The following is a 16,254-nucleotide window of genomic DNA, read 5'->3' as shown; positions in this document are numbered from 1 at the left end:
TCAGAGCAGGCGCCAGGCGCCGCAGGCAAGCAGCGCCAGCAACAAGGACAGCAGCGCCAACGTCCGGGGTCGCCACAGACGCTTCGGTTGTCCGGCCATTGCCTGCGGACTGCAGTGGCGCACCAGCGCCGGACCGAAACCGGCCCGGTGCTGCTGTTGTGCGCAGGCCTCCAGGCAGGCACCGCAGGCCAGGCAATCGGCTTGCGGTCCCTGTCGGATGTCCAGTTGCATCGGGCAGGCAATGACGCAGGCCGCGCAATCGGTGCAATCACCCAGACGGTCGGCGCTGAAGGTCGGCATCGGTCCAGCCAGCAGCGGATGCGCGGCGCGGAATACGTAGTCCTGCGCAGTGGTCGGGTCGAGCAGGCCGCGGCCACGGCCCAGCACCCCGCCGAGCCCGGATGGACGTGGCCCGCGCGGCTCACCGCGACGGGCGTCGTACAGCATGCGCGGCGTATGCGGATCGGTCAGCAGTGGTTGCATGCGTGCGAACGGGCACAGCGAACGGCAGACCTGCTCGCGCAGGAAACCGGCGTTTCCCCAGGTGGCAGCGGCATAGAACAGTACCCAGAACGTTTCCCAGCCGCTCCAGCCAGCGTTTGGCGCGGCGGCCAGCAAGCCGGTGATCGGGCTGAACAGGCCGACGAAGGTAATGCCGGTCCACACTGACAGCAGTCCCCAGGCCAGCTGGGTGACCGGGCGTACAGCAGGTGCCGGCAGCATGCGGGCCGCGCTGCGGGCGATCCAGTCGAAGGCGCGCCGCCACAGCGTCTGCGGGCAGGCATGGCCGCACCAGATGCGTCCGGCGAGGTGGGTAAGCAGCGCCAGGCCGACGGCCAGCACCGCCAGCAGGCCGATCAGTACGCCGACGTCGCCGGGCCACAGGGTCCAGCCGAACAGGTCGAATCGCCGCGCGTTGATGTCCAGCAGCAGCGCCTGGCGGCCCTCCCAGCGCAGCCACGGCAGTGCGTAGAACAGCGCCAGCAGGGCGGCGCTGAGCGTGCCGCGCCAGTGCCAGGGACGGGGAGTCCGGGTACATGACGTGCTCATCCCAGCGGCAGCTCGTCGTCGTCATCGCTCGGCATGGGCCGCTGCAGGTACCAGGTGACCGCGCTGGACAGTGCCGTCACCGACCAGAACATGAAGAATCCCGCCGTGTAACCCAGTTCGCGGCTGATTGCGGTGCCCGGGAAACTGATGGCCTGCAGGCGCAATGGATCGACGAAGGCGAAGAACACCACGCTGGCCACGCCGGCGGCGATGAAGCTGGGCCAGAGGATGGCGCCCCACTGCTGGATCAGCCGCTGGCGGCGGTTGGGAGAAGGTCTGTTCATGCTGTCCCGGATCGAAAAGTGGGCGGCGCGTATACTTCGCCAGGGTCGGCGCCGCATCCGCAGGGCATGCTTCCTGCAAGCGTGCCAGCCTAGGCGCAGCGGACTGCGCCGACATTGATCTGGATCAACGGTGGTGATGGCCGGGTGCGGCACACTGCCGGCACGCTTTGGGTACCCCGATGAACGCAACACCGCCGCCTGTCCTCCCCGTCGCCTCGCCCGAGTTGTGCACCGAGCAGGAAGTGACCCGCCTGGTTCACGACTTCTATGCGCGCGTGCGCGAGGAAGAGCGGCTGGGGCCGGTGTTCGGCGCGCACGTCCACGATTGGCCCGAGCACCTGGCGCAGCTGGTCGACTTCTGGTCGGCGATGTTGCGCGGCACCCGCCGGTTCAAGGGCTCGCCGATGTCCAAGCACATGGCCATCGAGCTGGACAAGGACCTGTTCGACCGCTGGCTGGTGCTGTTCCGGATCACCACCGCCGAATGCAACAACCCGCCGATGCAGGAGCTGGCCAACGACGTGGCCGCGCGCATCGGTGACACCTTCTGGAAGCGCTACCAGATGCTGCGCTGGCCGCAGGTCGGCCTGCCGGTGCTGGGCATCCCTGCCAAGGATTGATCTGGGTCAAGGCGGCGCAGGCCGCCCGGCGCGATGCTGGCGGCATGGACACGTTCTCTCCCGCCGCTGGTGGCCTGGCCTGGACCTTCGACCCCGATCTTCTGCGCCGGCACGACCGGCCGGGCCCGCGCTACACCTCGTACCCGACCGCGCCGCATTTCCATGATGGCTTCGACGCGCCGGCGCTGCGCCAGGCGATCGCCGACAGCAACCAGCTGGCCCGTGCGCTGTCGCTGTACGTGCATGTGCCGTTCTGTTCCAGTCCCTGCTTCTACTGCGGCTGCAACCGGGTGATCACCCGTGATCGCGGTCGTGGCCACAGCTACGTCTCACGCGTGCTGGCCGAGGCCGACCTGCTGGCGCCGCAGTTCGATGACGGCCGCGAGGTGATCCAGCTGCACCTGGGTGGTGGTACGCCGAACTTCCTCGATGCCGAAGCGATGACCACGCTGGTGGAAGGGTTGCGCCGGCGCTTCGATTTCAGTGATTTGCCGCAGCGCGATTTCTCGATCGAACTCGATCCGCGCTTCATCGACACCCGCGACGTCGCCATGCTGGCGCGGCTGGGGTTCAACCGGGCCAGCCTGGGCGTGCAGGATTTCGATCCGCAGGTGCAGGAATCGATCAACCGCGTGCAGGGCGTGCAACAGACGCTGGACATCCTGCGTGCCTGCCGCGACAGCGGCATGCGTTCGGTCAACGTCGATCTGATCTATGGGTTGCCGGGACAGAGCCTGGAAGGCTTCGGTCGCACCCTCGAGCTGGTGCTGGCGCTGCGCCCGGACCGTCTGGCGGTCTACGGCTACGCGCATCTGCCGCATCTGTTCCGCGCGCAGAAGCAGATCGACGAAAGCCGCTTGCCGTCACCGGAAGACAAGCTGGCGCTGCTGGGCCTGGCGGTGGAGAAGCTCTCCGCGGCGGGCTACCAGTACATCGGCATGGATCACTTTGCGTTGCCGGAAGAGGATCTGTCGCGCGCACAACGCGCCGGCCAGCTGCATCGCAACTTCATGGGCTATACCACCCACGCCGATACCGATCTGCTCGGCCTGGGCGTGAGTGCGATCAGCCACATCGGTGCCACCTACAGCCAGAATCCGCGCGACCTGCCGTCGTGGGAGGATGCGGTGGACCAGGGCCAGCTGCCGGTCTGGCGCGGCGTGGCACTGAGTGCCGACGACCAGTTGCGCGCGGAACTGATCCAGCAGCTGATGTGCCAGGGCGAGGTGGATGGCGTGCTGCTGGGGCAGCGTCACGGCTTGGATTTCGAGCAGTACTTTGCCGAGGACCTGCGTTCGGTACAGCGGCTGCAGGAAGACGGCCTGGCCGAATACCGCGATGGCGTGGTGCGTGCCAGTGAACCCGGGCGACCGCTGCTGCGGCTGCTGGCGATGTGCTTTGACCCGTATCTGCGTGCCGCGCACGAGCAACCACGTTATTCGCGGGCGATCTGAAAGCGGGACGTGCTGCGTGCGTGTGGTGCCCGGAGCCGGAATCGAACCGGCATGGGGTTGCCCCCGGCGGATTTTAAGCCAGAGCATGGCATCCGCACCGGGCTAACGCTGGACTTGGATGAGGCTTGCTGTAGCAGGTTTTCCGCCAGACCAATGCCTTCGATCATATCCCGGTGCGCGATGCAAACCGCCCCGGTTCCCCTCCGCCTGGCTCCTAGCCGGCCCCTGGAATCGGGGCCTTTCAGGAGCACCTCATGGCAAAGATCAAACTCACCAAGTCCGTCGTTGACACGGCGCAGGCGCAAACCTGCGACGTGGAACTCCGGGATACGCTCGTTCCGGGCTTCTTGTGCAAGATAACACCAACGGGCCGCAAGGTCTTTATGGTTCAGTACCGCACGAACTCCGGCGTGCGGCGCAAGCCCGCCCTCGGCCAGTTCGGCGAGCTGACGGTCGAACAGGCCCGATCGCTGGCACAAGACTGGCTGGCCGAAGTCCGGCGCGGCGGCGACCCCGGACTCGACAAGGCCGAGGCCCGCAAGGCGCCGACGGTCAAGGAGCTGTGCGGCCGGTTCATGGACGACCACTCCAGGCCGCACAACAAGCCCAGCACGCAGGCCGGCTACCAGTACCAGATCGACAGCTTCGTCATCCCGGCCTTCGGCAGCAAGAAGGTTCACGAGGTCACGCGCCACGACATCACCGCGCTGATGAAGCGCATGGAGAAGTCTCCGACGCAGGCCAATCGCGTGCTGTCGCTTGTCCGCAAGATGTTCAACCTGGCCGAGCTGTGGGGCTACCGGCCCGACGGCTCGAATCCCTGCCGCCACGTGCCCAAGTACCCGGAGAAAGGCTCGACCCGCCTCATCACCGACGAACAGATGGTCAAGCTGTTCGCCTATCTGGACAAGGCCGAGGCCGAGGAACTGGAGCATCCGATCCACCTGCTGGCTGTCCGGCTGCAATTCGAGTTCGCGGCCCGCATGTCGGAAATCCTGCTGTTGCAGTGGGATTGGCTCGACTTGCCCAATGGCCGGGTTGTCTGGCCGGACAGCAAGACGGGCGATATGTCGAAGCCGTTGAGCGAGGAAGCCCGTCGGCTGCTGACGAACGCACCTCGCTATGGCAAATCGCCCTACATCTGTCCAGCCATCAACGATCACGACAAACCACTCGGCCCCCATTCCTACTACCAGGCATGGCGCCGCATCCTTGATCGCGCCGGCGTACCGAAGGTCGGCACCCACGGCATCCGCCACCGCTCAGCGACCGACATTGCCAACTCCGGCATCCCGGTCAAGGTCGGCATGGCGCTGACAGCGCACAAGACCGTGGCGATGTTCATGCGCTACGTCCACACCGAGGACGACCCGGTGCGTAAGGCGGCCGAATTGGTGGCCAGCCGGCGCAAGTCGGTCATCGGCATGCGCCAGGAGCCGAAAGAGGTGACCACATGACCAGTGGCCAGCGGTCAGCCCTGTCGGCCCAGATTGTCGTATCGCTGTCACGACAATCTGCCCAGCGACCCTCCCCGCCCGGGCATCGCGCGGGGGTCTGGAAAAGTGTACCCGTTTCGGGTATAGTTTGGAGGTCAAGATGAAGCGCGTTCTCAAGCGAAAGGACTTTGCGCGGTGGCAGGCAAGCGAGAAGCTGCCTGATGCCGCCTTGTGCAAAGCGGTTCAGGAGATGGAAAGCGGTCTGATTGAAGCGGACTTGGGCGGCTTCCTCTATAAGAAGCGGGTTGCACGCCCCGGCAGCGGCAAGAGCGGTGGTTACCGCACGCTGCTGTCGGCCCGGATCGGTAGCCGCTACGTGTTCCTGCATGGGTTCCCCAAGAGCGACAAGGCGAACATCACGCAAGACGAGAAGAAGGCGCTGCAGTTCGCCGGTAAGGTGTTTCTGGAACTGTCCGCGGAGGCTTTGTCGAAGGCGTTGCGGTCGGGCGCGTTATTGGAGGTGCATTGTGAGCAAGATCATTGAATCCCTGCGTGGCGACTTGGCTGCGCTCCACGAAGCGGGAGCGATCAGCAAGGTGACGATGCGCGAGTTCGACGCGATCTGTCCGCCGCCGGTGCGGCAACTCAGTGCTGCCGACATCAAACGTCTGCGCGAAGCCTTGAAGTTCAGCCAGCCGGTGTTTGCTCTTCATTTGCACACGTCGGCCTCGACCGTGCGCAAGTGGGAGCAAGGCGAAACCCATCCCACCGGGCCGACCCTCAAGCTGCTCAACGTCATCGCCGACAAGGGACTACAGGCAATTCTTTAAGCGAGCAAGCTGGCCAGTAGCCCCTACTGCACCAGCCACAAACCCGGTTACGATCTTCAAAACATGCAAAACCATGGAGGTGACAGATGGCAGACAAAAGGAATGTATTCATCAGCCATGTCCATAAGGACGATCATGGGCTCCAGAAGCTCAAGGATTTGTTGGCTCCGAAAGGTCTGGAGGTCCGGGATTCCTCGATCCATACAGGAAAGTTCAACAATGCCACTGATGAGCACTACATAAAGACGCAGATCCTTGCGCCTGCCATCAATTGGGCTGGGGTGTTCATTTGCTATGTCTCTCCCCAAACCAAGAACAGCGATTGGGTGAACTGGGAAATCGAATATGCGGCCAAACAGGGCAAGCGCATTGTTGGTGTTTGGGAGCATGGTGAGAAGGAATGCGACCTACCAGATGCGCTGAAAGAACATGCGGACGCCTTGGTTGGGTGGAACGGTGATTCAATCATTGACGCGATCAACGGGAAGGACTCGTGGGAAAAGCCTGACGGCGGTGCCTGCGACCCGGTTCCACTCAAGCGGCATCCCTGCTGATGACACGTATTCACTCCTATGTAGTGCGGTACGACAGTGGTTTTGCACCCAACCCCTTCTATAGCTACTGCACGCTCGCGACTTGCAAACCCAGTATCCGCAGAAGCGCTGACATCGGCGATTGGGTGGTCGGTAGTGGAAGCAATGATCGAAGTGTCCGACGCGGTGGGCATCTCGTGTATGCGATGCGGGTCACCGAAGCAATGACATTTGACGAGTATGGCCGAGACCCGCGGTTTGAATCCAAGAAGCCGTACCGCAATGGCAGCCGGAAGCAAAGTTGCGGGGACAACATCTACTTCAGGGCTGCGGCTGGGGTTGCTTGGCAGCAGCGAGACTCATTTCACTCCCGCCCCGATGGCTCGCTCAACCCTGACCATGTGGCCCGTGATACAGGCGTCAACAGGGTTTTGATCAGCAACGATTTCGTATATTTCGGGGGTGAGGGCCCTGCGTTTCCTGATGAATTGCAAGATCAGCAAGGTCGCCCTCTATGCAAAACGGGAATAGGCCTCACAGCCTTTGACGATGCGCAATTAGTTGGAAATCTTGAGCAATGGATTCGCAACTTGGCAGTGAGCGGCTACCAAGGCGCCCCATTCGAATGGCTGACTCTTCGCAGGTGACCGATGAAAAAGGAAGGCTCCCTCTTGCTCTCGGATTACGCTGCGGGAATTGCAGCCACAGACGTACTCAATCCGAACGACTTCAATCCGGTTCTCCAAGGGCTATATGGAGAAGTTGGCGGAATAATGGCCACGGCCAAAAAGCACGTTCGAGATAAATCAGCATACCCTGGCTACAAGAGAGCGGCGGAAGAAGAATTCGGCGACACTCTTTGGTACTTGGCTGCAATCTGCAGGCGCCTGAATATCCCTCTTGAGGATATCTTCGGGGAAGCCGCCAACCACGGAAATTTTAAGAATGTTGGCGCTGCAAGTGATATCGCTGAAGGTGCATTGGCCTATATCGCAGTGCCTATTGCGGCGACTGCATCGTTAGATGCCACCCTGGCACGTTTGGGGCAGTCAGCAGCAGCCCTAATGGGAAGCACCCCTGCGCGCACTGATTTGGTCGCGTTCGCGCGGGCTTACCTGGATGCAATCCATGCGGCCGAACTAGCATTTTCGGAAGTGGCTCGCGCCAACCTTCGGAAAGCGCGCGGCGCGTTCTTGGAACCACAAGCAGATGATCTGGTTGACCTTGATTTCGACAGTAAATTTGGAATCGAGGAACAGCTACCCAGAGAATTCAGAATCCGAGTCAATCAACGAGGCAGTGGTAAGAGTTATCTCCAATGGAATGGCGTATTCATTGGAGATCCCTTAACCGACAACATTGCCGACCGCGATGGTTACCGGTTCCACGACGTCTTCCATTTTGCGAATGCGGCGATCCTGCACTGGTCACCCGTGATGCGGGCATTGATCAAACACAAACGAAAGAGCAATCCGAAATTCGATGAAGAGCAGGACAGCGGTCGAGCCATCGTCGTTGAAGAAGGGGTTGCAGCTTGGATTTTCTCAAGAGCCAAAGAATTGAATTTCTTCGAGAACCAGGAAAAGGTCTCACTCGGAATTCTCAAGACCATCGGCGAGTTCGTGAGTGGTTACGAGGTAGAGAAGTGCCCACTGAAGCTCTGGGAAAAGGCCATCTTGGAAGGGTATGCGGTCTTCCGACAGCTTAAGGAAAATCAAGGCGGCTGGATCATTGGAAACCGAGAACAACGCACCATCAAATACATGCCACTTGAGTCTGAAAAATGAAGATCCACCCATTCGTTGAGGCAGTTGCTTCGCTGCAATTCGAAGACTGCTTCAATCCGTATTCGGATCGATGTGAAGTCCATGATCGGCGCGATGCGCCGCGTCGCCGTGCTGCAGCACTTTCCGCCATGTTGCGTCGTGCAACAGAGGAGCCTGTAGATGCGATCTGGATCGGGAGAGACCTCGGATATCGCGGAGGGCGCCGCACTGGGCTAGCCCTGACTGACGACGTTCACATGAGCCAGCACGCCAAGCGCTGGAATCTCGATCTGATCGCTGAGCGGCCGACGATAGGAAGTGCTGTAGCTGAACGAACCGCGGCGGTCATATGGGGCATGCTAGAACACATTGATGCTCGCATCTTCCTCTGGAATGTCTTTCCCCTTCATCCGCATGAATCTGGAGATCCATTCACCAACCGCCAGCACAACGCGCACGAAAGACGCGCCGGCGAAGAACTGCTCCAACAACTCATTGTCTTGCTGAAGCCTTCTCGCATCGTTGCCATCGGCAATGATGCCACCGCTGCGGCCCATCGCATCACGGATTCTGTACCGGTAATTTGCGTGAGGCACCCTAGCTACGGAGGACAGACACAGTTCCAGACGCAAATCTCGGAACTCTATGGGCAACCAATGAGTACCGGATCGTTGTTTTGACGAGATGTTCTGACTTCTAGCGAGCGGCGATCGCTGCTTCGATCCAACTCGACAGGTTGTCGCTGATGGAGGTATAGACCGCGCTACTGGTGCCTCCCGGCGGATCGTAGACGCGGACGACGGAGGATAGCTTTCTACCGTCGTTCAAGGTAAATGAGTCGAACGGATTGGCCCCTGCCACTGATGGTTGCTGGTTGTGGTCCAAGAGCTTGTGGACACGTATCCCCAGGAGTCCCTTTCCGCTGTTCCATGACTGCTCAATCTCATATCGAATCCAGGGGCGATTTGCCGTTTCCGCACCAACCAAAACAATTGTGCATGTCCGCCCTTGCAATTGATCGTCAATCCAGCGCTTGATCGCGGTATCACCGCCTCGCTTCACTTCTTCCCATTTATTATCGCTTGCTGACGGGTTACCCTCTACAACCCCAATATTGCGTATCTTGGATGCGCGCCAACTGTCGCGTTGATAATGAAAGCTGTAGAAAACTTTCCGTGGCATGAATAATCCTCGGTTGATTTTTTAGAGCACGGGATCGGGAAACGAACTGACTCTACTTGCCAGCCAAGGGCACCGCCAGATGCTCATGGAAGAGCTGAGCAAAGTCCACATCGACAAGCGCTTCCCCGGTGAAATAGCTATGGTCCTTGGCGAGATTCAGCGCCGCTCCGCCTGGCGAGGACACCGGGAGCACCTTGGCTGCAGGATGGAAGCGCCTGAAAAGCTCATGTTCAGCTTCTACCCCATCCATTCCACCAATAAACACAGCAGCGCTTAAGTCCTCACGTGAGAGCATCTGTTCGCGCATGACAAGCAAGCTTGCCGCCCTGTCATTAGGGACTGCATCGGTGAAGACTACATTTTGGAAATGCTTGTTCTCTTCAGGGAAGATTTCTGCAAAGAACGTGCTCTGATACAAGACAACAGACTGCGAGTAGTCGACCCCCAAGTCTTCACATATGCTCCAAATCATCGGGGTAATCGCAGGATGCCCACCCCACACGATCTTGTGCTGGCGAATGACTGCTATGACCAGTTCTCTCACCGCACATTGGATAAGAAATGGATCGGCGGTTTCGTGGTAAGTGCCACGCCCTACAAGTGGCACGCTGGCCGAGAGGAAGATTGCACTCATGGCTACGCCTCCCAGTCCGCGAATTGCCAACCCGCCTCGCTGGCTTTAACCCACCTAGCGGAGTGAATGTGCTGTCCTAACCAGTCCAGATGGCCCAGCCACCTGGGATGCAGACCTACGTGATCGTAGACCACGGCAACGGATTGTTCCGGTGAGTTCGTAGACGCATCGTGCAGCGTAGTTGACGTGGGAACACCGACCGTTGGATAAACAACTACATTTCGCCCATCGGGCAGTTGGACATATACAGCTCTATTGGCGCCCACTCCGACGACTTGGCCGCCGATTGTTTGAATGGCATTGCGCAGATTGCTTACGAGGTTGACAGAGCGAACCGCGTGACTCTGGCTGCGAACTTCCTCCAGTTGAAGACAAATGCGATCCACCGCACCGTCTGCGATGCGTCCGGTCGTCGGATCGACTTCTTCAGGTAACAGTTCCGCCCGACTGGCCGTTGCCGTGCGCGCAGAAGGCGTTGTGTCAGGCCAACCGACCCGCAAGACGCTGATGCCTTTGGCCAAAGCGCGTCCGAACTCAGCACTCGTCCAACGGCTTTCAAAATATCCTGGCGTGTCGAGCATCAGCAGGACATCCGAGTCACAAAGCCGGTGCCATAGCATTGTCTGGAAATCTTCTGCAGGTGGAATACCATGTGTATCGAGAAATACATCAAATAGCCGAGCAGACAGCGCATCGAATAGCTGCAAGGCTGCTTCCCTAGCCTCGCCCCGACGATAGCTTACGAACACCCGGCGCTGTCGAGGAAGGAGCCCAGCACACTCCAGCAAAGCAGACGCGACACGTTGCGGCCCACCTGCGGCGTATGCTAAGCAGTTGAGCGGCTGCAGCAATGCGGGGATTTCTGCACTGACTCGATTGACGTCAGAGGCGACCGGGAGCAATGGGATGCCTCGCGCCAGCAGTCTTGCCACATTGGCAAGAGGAGGCTCATGACCTCCGAAAAATGCCGCAGCAGACGATCGCTGTTGGTCTGGATTGAATTCATCGGGACAAACCTCCCATCCAATCTCATGCCCCAACCGCAAATTGAACATGCCGACAGCCTTTCCGATGACTTCTTCAAGTTCGGAAATTTGAACTGCAGTTGGTGTTCCAAGCAGGGCAAGTTGATATAGGGCTGGCATGCCGTTCCTTGCAATGGCAGTGTTCTAACCAAGCGAGACCCAATACGGGAATCTGTTGTTTCTAAAGATACCCGATTTTGGGGCGTCCCCGAATGGGCCGCGCTGTCGTACTTCGCATCGAGCCACCGTTGGCGTCTCGCCCCTACGGGCGTCCATCGCTGACGCCTCCGGCCTGGACAGGCCTGCGCGCTCCGCTTGCCAGAGTTCATGCGTCGCATGGAGACGGTCTTGCTGTCCCTACACCGTACCACGGCGTTCTCGCCGTCAAGGGCCTCGCGCCTTCGGCGCTTGCGGCCGTGGCCGTCTTCGACCCTGTGACAGCTTGCGCTGCGCCGTGCTGGGCCCGGTTGCCCCGCGATCCTCGATCACAAGAAGCCGTTAAGCCTCCACTCCTACTATCAGGCGTGGCGGCGCATCCTTGACCGTGCCGGTGTGCCGAAGGTCGGCACCCACGGCATCCGCCACCGCTCGGCGACGGACATTGCCAATTCGGGCGTGCCGCTCAAGGTCGGCATGGCGCTGACAGCGCACAAGACCGTGGCTATGTTCATGCGCTACGTCCACACCGAGGACAATCCTGTGCGCCAGGCGGCCGAGCTGGTGGCGACCCCCGGCGCCAGACCATCACGAAGGCGCGGCAGCGCCAGCCCCAGGAGGCCACGACATGAGCGCCCGGATGCCCAAAGCAGTAAAAGGTGCCGCCCCTGCCTGCCGGCTACGCCGGCATCCACGACGGCATGACGGCCAGCTATTGAGAGATTGGCCGCCGCATCGTGGAGGCCGAGCAACAGGGCAAGCGTCGCGCGGGATATGGCGAACAGTTGATTGCCCGGCTGTCCGCCGACCTGACCGTGCGCTTCGGTCGCGGGTTCAGCCCGGACAATCTGGAGAACATGCGGCGGTTCTTCGCCGCATACCCCCGGCCTGTGATTTCCGAGGCACTGTCTCGGAAATCGGGGAACGGGCTGCCCGCCGAGAAATCCGAGACAGTGTCCTCGGAAATTCGCCCTTCTGCACTACAGATGGATCGACCGCCTAAGCAACGCCGCGCTGGCAGGACACAAGTTCGCAGCCTGCCGCGTCGCCAGTACTGAAGCCGGTGCGCTTGTACGCTCCATCGGCTTGAAGCCCGCGCGCTCGAAGAACGGCGCGGCCGTCGTGGTCAGCAACCAGGCTTCGCGCCCCCCTTCGTCGAAGGCGCGGCGCAGCAGCAGCGCGAGCATGCCGCCGCCGATGCCGCGATGGCGCGCTTGCGGCAGTACCACCAAGGAGCGCACCAGCACGTTCTGGCCCATGCGCTCGAAGCCACCAAAGCCCACGCGCTCCCCTGACACCGTGACATAGGCGAAGAATCGGCGTCCCGGCTCGGTCAAGTCATCCGTGGGAAGCCCGGCCCCCTGCAGCGCCAGGGCAAGGTCGGGATCGCCGCCGGCGATTGGCGCGTCTATGAGGAGCAGCGTGCCGTCCTCTTTGCGGATCTCGCCTGCCTGCCGCTGCGGCAACAGCTCGACCACAATGTCCGAAGGACGGCACAGCCGCACACCCAGCGCAGACACCACGATGGGCCGATTGATGAGGATCGGGTGCGCCAGCATCTGGTCGATCAACTGGTCGTCGCTCCAATGCATGGCGTCCAGGCCCAATTCCTTGTAGGGCGTGCCCTTGACGCGCAGCACATCCCGCACGCGCATGCCCATCCGCGCGATCAGTGCCTTCAGGATTTCCCGGTCAGGCGGCGCTTTCAGGTACTCGATGATCGTGGGCTCGATGCCGCTTGCACGGATCAGTGCCAGCGTGTTGCGCGACGTGCCGCAATCCGGGTTGTGATAGATCGTGACGATACTCATGCCGGATGTCTCGCTGCGTTGCGCGGGGCCTGTTCGTACCAGCCACGAGATCGGTTGACCAGGCGCACGACCAGCAGCATCACCGGCACCTCGATCAGCACGCCGACCACGGTGGCCAGCGCAGCGCCGGAGTGGAAGCCGAACAGGCTGATGGCCGCTGCCACGGCCAACTCGAAGAAGTTGCTCGCGCCGATCAGCGCCGAGGGGCCGGCAATGCTGTGCTTCTCGCCCACCTTGCGGTTGAGCCAGTAGGCCAGGCCGGAATTGAAGAACACCTGGATAAGGATCGGCACCGCCAGCATGGCGATCACCAGCGGCTGCTGCAGGATGGCTTGGCCCTGGAAGGCGAACAGCAGCACCAGCGTCAGCAGCAGCGCCGCGATCGACAGTGGACCGATGCGCGCCAGCGCGCGGTCGAACGCCGCCTGGCCCTGACGCAGCAGCGCTCGGCGCCACACCTGCGCGATGATGACCGGGATGACGATGTAGAGCACCACCGAGGTCAGCAGCGTGTCCCAGGGCACGATGATGGCCGACAACCCGAGCAGCAGCCCGACGAGGGGCGCAAAGGCGAAGACCATGATGGTGTCGTTCAGCGCCACCTGCGACAGAGTGAACATCGGATCGCCGCCGGTCAGCCGGCTCCAGACGAACACCATCGCCGTGCAAGGTGCGGCGGCCAGCAGGATCAGGCCGGCGACGTAGCTGTCGAGCTGGTCGGCCGGAAGCCAGTCGGCGAAGACCTGGCGGATGAACAGCCAGGCCAGCAGCGCCATCGAGAACGGCTTGACGGCCCAGTTGACGAACAGCGTCACGCCGATGCCGCGCCAGTGCTGGCGCACCTGGCCGAGTGCGCCGAAGTCCACCTTGAGCAACATCGGGATCACCATGATCCAGATCAGCAGGCCGACCGGCAGATTGACCTGGGCCACTTCCATGCGGCCGACGGCCTGGAACGCGCCGGGCGCGAGCTGGCCCAGGGCGATGCCCGCGACGATGCACAGCAGCACCCACACGGTCAGGTAGCGCTCGAAGACGCTCATGGCGGGCGCCGCCGGCGCGCGGCCGGCGGTATCGGCTCCTGCGGTCATCGTGCTGGCCTCACTGGCGGCCAATGTCGCGCAGCTCGCGCTGCAAGGACATGGCATCGAGACTTTTCAGGGGCAGCGACAGGAACAGCTCGATGCGCCGGCGCAGCGTGATCGCGGCGTCCGTGAACGCTTTGCGCTGCTGTTCCTCCGTGCCTTCGACGGCCGCTGGGTCGGGCACGCCCCAATGGGCCGATACCGGCTCGCCCGGCCACAGCGGGCACGCCTCACCGGCGGCGTTGTCGCAGACGGTGAAGATGAAATCGAACACCGGCGCACCCGGCGCCACGAACTCGTCCCAGCTCTTGCTGCGGTAGCCCGTCGCCGACAGGTGCAGGCGCTCCAGCGTGGCGAGCGCCAATGGATGCACTTCGCCTTTCGGATGGCTGCCCGCCGAATAGGCGCGGAAGCGCCCCTGGCCCAATGCGTTGAGGATGCCTTCGGCGAGGATCGACCGCGCCGAATTGCCCGTGCAGATGAACAGCGCGTTGTAGGTAACTTCAGTCGTCATGCGAGCCTCGCGTCAGCAGCAAGATGCAGCGGGCTTCGCTGCGGCGCGACCATCGCTTGGCGCGCAGCACGCCGCGACGGTGCCGGGCGCGGGCTGGGGTGCTTCGTTGAAGACGGGGATGTTGCCCAGCGTGTGGAAGTGCTCCCAGGCCACGCCCTGCGGGTCGGTGATCCAGTGCTTCTCGCTGCGCGCGTAGCAGCAGGTCGTAGTGCCTTCGTCGAGCAGCGCCATGTCAGCAGCCTGCGCGCGGGCCTTCAGCGCGGCCAGTTCCTCGGCGTCGTCGGTCTGGATGCCCAGGTGGTCGATGCCCGGCTTGCTGCCGCGCGTGGAGATGGCGAAGTTCACCGGTGGGTCTTCGAGCATCCACTTTGCGTAGTCGCCTTCGACACGGGCTGGCTGCGCGGCGAACAGTTGGGAATAGAAGCCGATGCTGCGGTTCAGGTCATCGACGTGCAGGTGGACGTGAAAGCGTTTCATGGGAAGTCCTTTCAGCAGGTGGTGCAGATGGCGGAAGACGGGCTGACCTCGCACACGCCGCCCTGGCAGCAGTGCTCGGTCAGGTAGCCGATCAGGCCGTTCATGCGGCTGTACTCGGCGCGGTAGATCAGGTTGCGGCCCTGCTGCTCGATCGTGACGAGGCCGGCGTGCGCCAGCTCCTTCAGATGGAAGGACAGGGTGTTGCGGGCCACGTCGAGCTGGTCGGCCAGGATGCTGGGCGTCAAACCCTCGGGGCCGGCGACGACCAGGGCGCGGAACACGCGCAGACGCTGGGCATGGGCCAAGGCACTCAGGGCGGAAACAGCTTGGGTCTCGTTCATTATTCGATAATACAACATTTATTGAATCATTGTGCAAGTCATCAGTAGGCAGAACTGCATGGCGTCCCGGCGTCCCGGCGTACCGGCGTACCGGCGTACCGGCGTACCGCCGTCGGGCTCGCGGGCTGCGCCCCGCGCTTCGTGCCGAATCGCGGCCATCCGGCTTGATCCCTGACGCCTCCGGCCCTTGAGGGCCTGCGCGCTCCGCTTGCCCCAAAAGCCGACTGTGTGCAGTGGGCGGGGTGTGGGCGGTCTTGCTGTTCCCTTCACCGTATCACGGCGTTCTCGCCGTCAAGGGCGGCGCGCGCTTGTGCGCGCTTGCGTCCTGGCGGCCGTCTGCGACCCCTGACTGCTTGCGCTGCGCCGTGCTGGCCACGGTTCCGGGCAATTCCGCCCGAGCAACCGGAGCACGATCATGTCGCAACTGTCCTTTTCCTCGTTCGATGCCTCGCTGATGGTGCGTGACGCACAGGGCCGCTACCTGCTGGCGACGGCAGACCAGATTTTGGAGGCCGCGCGCCACGCCATCGAGCAGAAGATGCAGCGTGGTGCCTCGTTCAGTTCGCCGGCGGCAGTCAAGGAGTACCTGCGCGCCAAGCTGGCTGGCTTCGAGCACGAAGTGTTCGCGGTGCTGTTCCTCGATACGCAGCATCGCCTGATCGAGTACGCGGAGATGTTCCGCGGCACCATCGACAGCGCATCGGTGTATCCGCGCGAGCTGGTCAAGGAGGCGCTGCGGCTCAATGCGGCGGCGGTCATCGTTTCGCACAACCACCCGAGCGGAAATCCCGAGCCGAGCGGCGCCGACAAGGTGCTGACCCAGCGACTCAAGGAGGCGCTGGCGTTGGTGGACGTCCGCACGCTGGATCACATCGTCGTGGCGGGCGGCAGCACCACGTCCTTCGCCGAACGCGGCCTGATTTGACTGAGGGGGCTTCGGCCCCCTTTTTGCTGCGCCCGGCGGCGCAACTCCGGCCCTCGCGGGCCTGCGCGTGCTACGCACTTGCCAAAAACAGGTGTGGTGGTGTCGGGTTGGGGGCGGTCTTGCTGTGTCCC

The 16,254-nt window shown here is 62.2% G+C and carries 20 protein-coding genes and 3 pseudogenes; 12 read left to right on the top strand and 11 right to left on the bottom strand.

What is annotated here, in order from left to right:
* Positions 1-1,050 carry a 4Fe-4S dicluster domain-containing protein gene (locus tag V3B64_RS06595; protein ID WP_329913825.1) on the bottom strand — a complete coding sequence of 350 codons (1,050 nt, stop codon included), beginning with the start codon at positions 1,048-1,050 and terminating at the stop codon, positions 1-3.
* A complete protein-coding gene (locus V3B64_RS06590; protein WP_010486039.1) occupies positions 1,047-1,334 on the bottom strand; it encodes a hypothetical protein in 288 nt (95 codons plus the stop codon). Before V3B64_RS06590 ends, V3B64_RS06595 begins: the two co-directional genes overlap by 4 nt.
* A gap of 179 nt (positions 1,335-1,513) precedes the next feature.
* On the opposite strand from V3B64_RS06590, the gene V3B64_RS06585 reads away from it, so the two are divergent.
* The 9 genes from V3B64_RS06585 to V3B64_RS06545 all read left to right on the top strand — a co-directional run bounded on the left by V3B64_RS06585 (position 1,514) and on the right by V3B64_RS06545 (position 8,653).
* Positions 1,514-1,954 carry a group III truncated hemoglobin gene (locus V3B64_RS06585; protein ID WP_032128934.1) on the top strand — a complete coding sequence of 147 codons (441 nt, stop codon included), beginning with the start codon at positions 1,514-1,516 and terminating at the stop codon, positions 1,952-1,954.
* A gap of 44 nt (positions 1,955-1,998) precedes the next feature.
* Positions 1,999-3,408, top strand: coding sequence for an oxygen-independent coproporphyrinogen III oxidase (hemN, locus tag V3B64_RS06580; RefSeq protein WP_329913824.1), 1,410 nt, complete (start codon positions 1,999-2,001; stop codon positions 3,406-3,408).
* A gap of 254 nt (positions 3,409-3,662) precedes the next feature.
* A complete protein-coding gene (locus V3B64_RS06575) occupies positions 3,663-4,865 on the top strand; it encodes a site-specific integrase (protein WP_073665944.1) in 1,203 nt (400 codons plus the stop codon).
* Positions 4,866-5,004: 139 nt separating this feature from the next.
* Positions 5,005-5,388, top strand: coding sequence for a type II toxin-antitoxin system RelE/ParE family toxin (locus tag V3B64_RS06570; RefSeq protein ID WP_043567059.1), 384 nt, complete (start codon positions 5,005-5,007; stop codon positions 5,386-5,388).
* Positions 5,372-5,674: a DNA-binding transcriptional regulator gene (locus tag V3B64_RS06565; RefSeq protein ID WP_043567027.1), complete on the top strand. Its 303-nt coding sequence runs from the start codon at positions 5,372-5,374 to the stop codon at positions 5,672-5,674. Before V3B64_RS06570 ends, V3B64_RS06565 begins: the two co-directional genes overlap by 17 nt.
* An 86-nt stretch (positions 5,675-5,760) precedes the next feature.
* A complete protein-coding gene (locus V3B64_RS06560) occupies positions 5,761-6,228 on the top strand; it encodes a TIR domain-containing protein (protein ID WP_043567025.1) in 468 nt (155 codons plus the stop codon).
* Entirely contained in the window at positions 6,228-6,854 is a 627-nt protein-coding gene (locus V3B64_RS06555; RefSeq protein ID WP_015912899.1) for a hypothetical protein, read from the top strand. Before V3B64_RS06560 ends, V3B64_RS06555 begins: the two co-directional genes overlap by 1 nt.
* A 3-nt stretch (positions 6,855-6,857) precedes the next feature.
* Positions 6,858-7,994 carry a nucleoside triphosphate pyrophosphohydrolase family protein gene (locus V3B64_RS06550; RefSeq protein ID WP_015912900.1) on the top strand — a complete coding sequence of 379 codons (1,137 nt, stop codon included), beginning with the start codon at positions 6,858-6,860 and terminating at the stop codon, positions 7,992-7,994.
* Positions 7,991-8,653: a uracil-DNA glycosylase gene (locus tag V3B64_RS06545; RefSeq protein WP_073665943.1), complete on the top strand. Its 663-nt coding sequence runs from the start codon at positions 7,991-7,993 to the stop codon at positions 8,651-8,653. The genes V3B64_RS06550 and V3B64_RS06545 overlap by 4 nt, the downstream gene beginning before the upstream one ends.
* A 16-nt stretch (positions 8,654-8,669) precedes the next feature.
* Here V3B64_RS06545 and V3B64_RS06540 read toward each other — a convergent pair whose 3' ends face one another.
* From V3B64_RS06540 to V3B64_RS06530, 3 genes are read right to left on the bottom strand one after another with little or no spacing between them, the layout of a single operon-like run.
* Positions 8,670-9,155 carry a TIR domain-containing protein gene (locus V3B64_RS06540; RefSeq protein WP_073665942.1) on the bottom strand — a complete coding sequence of 162 codons (486 nt, stop codon included), beginning with the start codon at positions 9,153-9,155 and terminating at the stop codon, positions 8,670-8,672.
* A 52-nt stretch (positions 9,156-9,207) separates the two neighbouring features.
* Positions 9,208-9,789, bottom strand: a complete 582-nt coding sequence (locus V3B64_RS06535) for a hypothetical protein (protein WP_073665941.1) — start codon at positions 9,787-9,789, stop codon at positions 9,208-9,210.
* 2 nt (positions 9,790-9,791) lie between these two features.
* Entirely contained in the window at positions 9,792-10,934 is a 1,143-nt protein-coding gene (locus V3B64_RS06530) for a toll/interleukin-1 receptor domain-containing protein (protein WP_015912904.1), read from the bottom strand.
* Between the two features lie 426 nt (positions 10,935-11,360).
* Between V3B64_RS06530 and V3B64_RS06525 the strand changes: the two are divergent.
* Together V3B64_RS06525 and V3B64_RS06520 are read left to right on the top strand one after the other, a co-directional pair.
* A pseudogene (locus tag V3B64_RS06525) lies at positions 11,361-11,602 on the top strand (tyrosine-type recombinase/integrase); the annotation flags it as partial.
* A gap of 105 nt (positions 11,603-11,707) precedes the next feature.
* Positions 11,708-12,028 carry a DUF1016 N-terminal domain-containing protein gene (locus V3B64_RS06520; RefSeq protein ID WP_254814198.1) on the top strand — a complete coding sequence of 107 codons (321 nt, stop codon included), beginning with the start codon at positions 11,708-11,710 and terminating at the stop codon, positions 12,026-12,028.
* Here the strand turns inward: V3B64_RS06520 and arsN2 are convergent.
* From arsN2 to V3B64_RS06490, 6 genes and pseudogenes are all read right to left on the bottom strand, one after another.
* A pseudogene (gene arsN2 / locus V3B64_RS06515) lies at positions 11,951-12,343 on the bottom strand (arsenic resistance N-acetyltransferase ArsN2); the annotation flags it as partial. The gene V3B64_RS06520 and the pseudogene arsN2 sit on opposite strands and share 78 nt — an antisense overlap.
* 30 nt (positions 12,344-12,373) lie before the next feature.
* Positions 12,374-12,781: pseudogene (gene arsC, locus V3B64_RS06510) on the bottom strand (arsenate reductase (glutaredoxin)); the annotation flags it as partial.
* Positions 12,778-13,872, bottom strand: coding sequence for an ACR3 family arsenite efflux transporter (gene arsB / locus V3B64_RS06505; RefSeq protein WP_043567054.1), 1,095 nt, complete (start codon positions 13,870-13,872; stop codon positions 12,778-12,780). The gene arsB and the pseudogene arsC, both read right to left, overlap by 4 nt.
* A gap of 10 nt (positions 13,873-13,882) precedes the next feature.
* Positions 13,883-14,380: an arsenate reductase ArsC gene (locus tag V3B64_RS06500; protein WP_073665939.1), complete on the bottom strand. Its 498-nt coding sequence runs from the start codon at positions 14,378-14,380 to the stop codon at positions 13,883-13,885.
* Positions 14,381-14,392: 12 nt separating this feature from the next.
* Positions 14,393-14,857 carry an ArsI/CadI family heavy metal resistance metalloenzyme gene (locus V3B64_RS06495; RefSeq protein ID WP_073665938.1) on the bottom strand — a complete coding sequence of 155 codons (465 nt, stop codon included), beginning with the start codon at positions 14,855-14,857 and terminating at the stop codon, positions 14,393-14,395.
* An 11-nt stretch (positions 14,858-14,868) separates the two neighbouring features.
* A complete protein-coding gene (locus tag V3B64_RS06490; RefSeq protein ID WP_043567001.1) occupies positions 14,869-15,198 on the bottom strand; it encodes a helix-turn-helix domain-containing protein in 330 nt (109 codons plus the stop codon).
* Positions 15,199-15,613: 415 nt separating this feature from the next.
* Between V3B64_RS06490 and radC the strand changes: the two genes are divergently transcribed.
* The gene (gene radC, locus V3B64_RS06485) at positions 15,614-16,123 is read left to right on the top strand and encodes a DNA repair protein RadC (RefSeq protein WP_024162205.1); all 510 of its coding nucleotides are present in this window, start codon (positions 15,614-15,616) and stop codon (positions 16,121-16,123) included.
* The last annotated feature ends 131 nt before the right edge of the window (positions 16,124-16,254 follow it).

Origin of the sequence: Stenotrophomonas sp. SMYL86, from assembly GCF_036320025.1 — a bacterium.
Classification (GTDB): Bacteria; Pseudomonadota; Gammaproteobacteria; order Xanthomonadales; family Xanthomonadaceae; genus Stenotrophomonas; species Stenotrophomonas maltophilia_A.
This window is presented reverse-complemented; position numbering and strand designations above follow the sequence as displayed.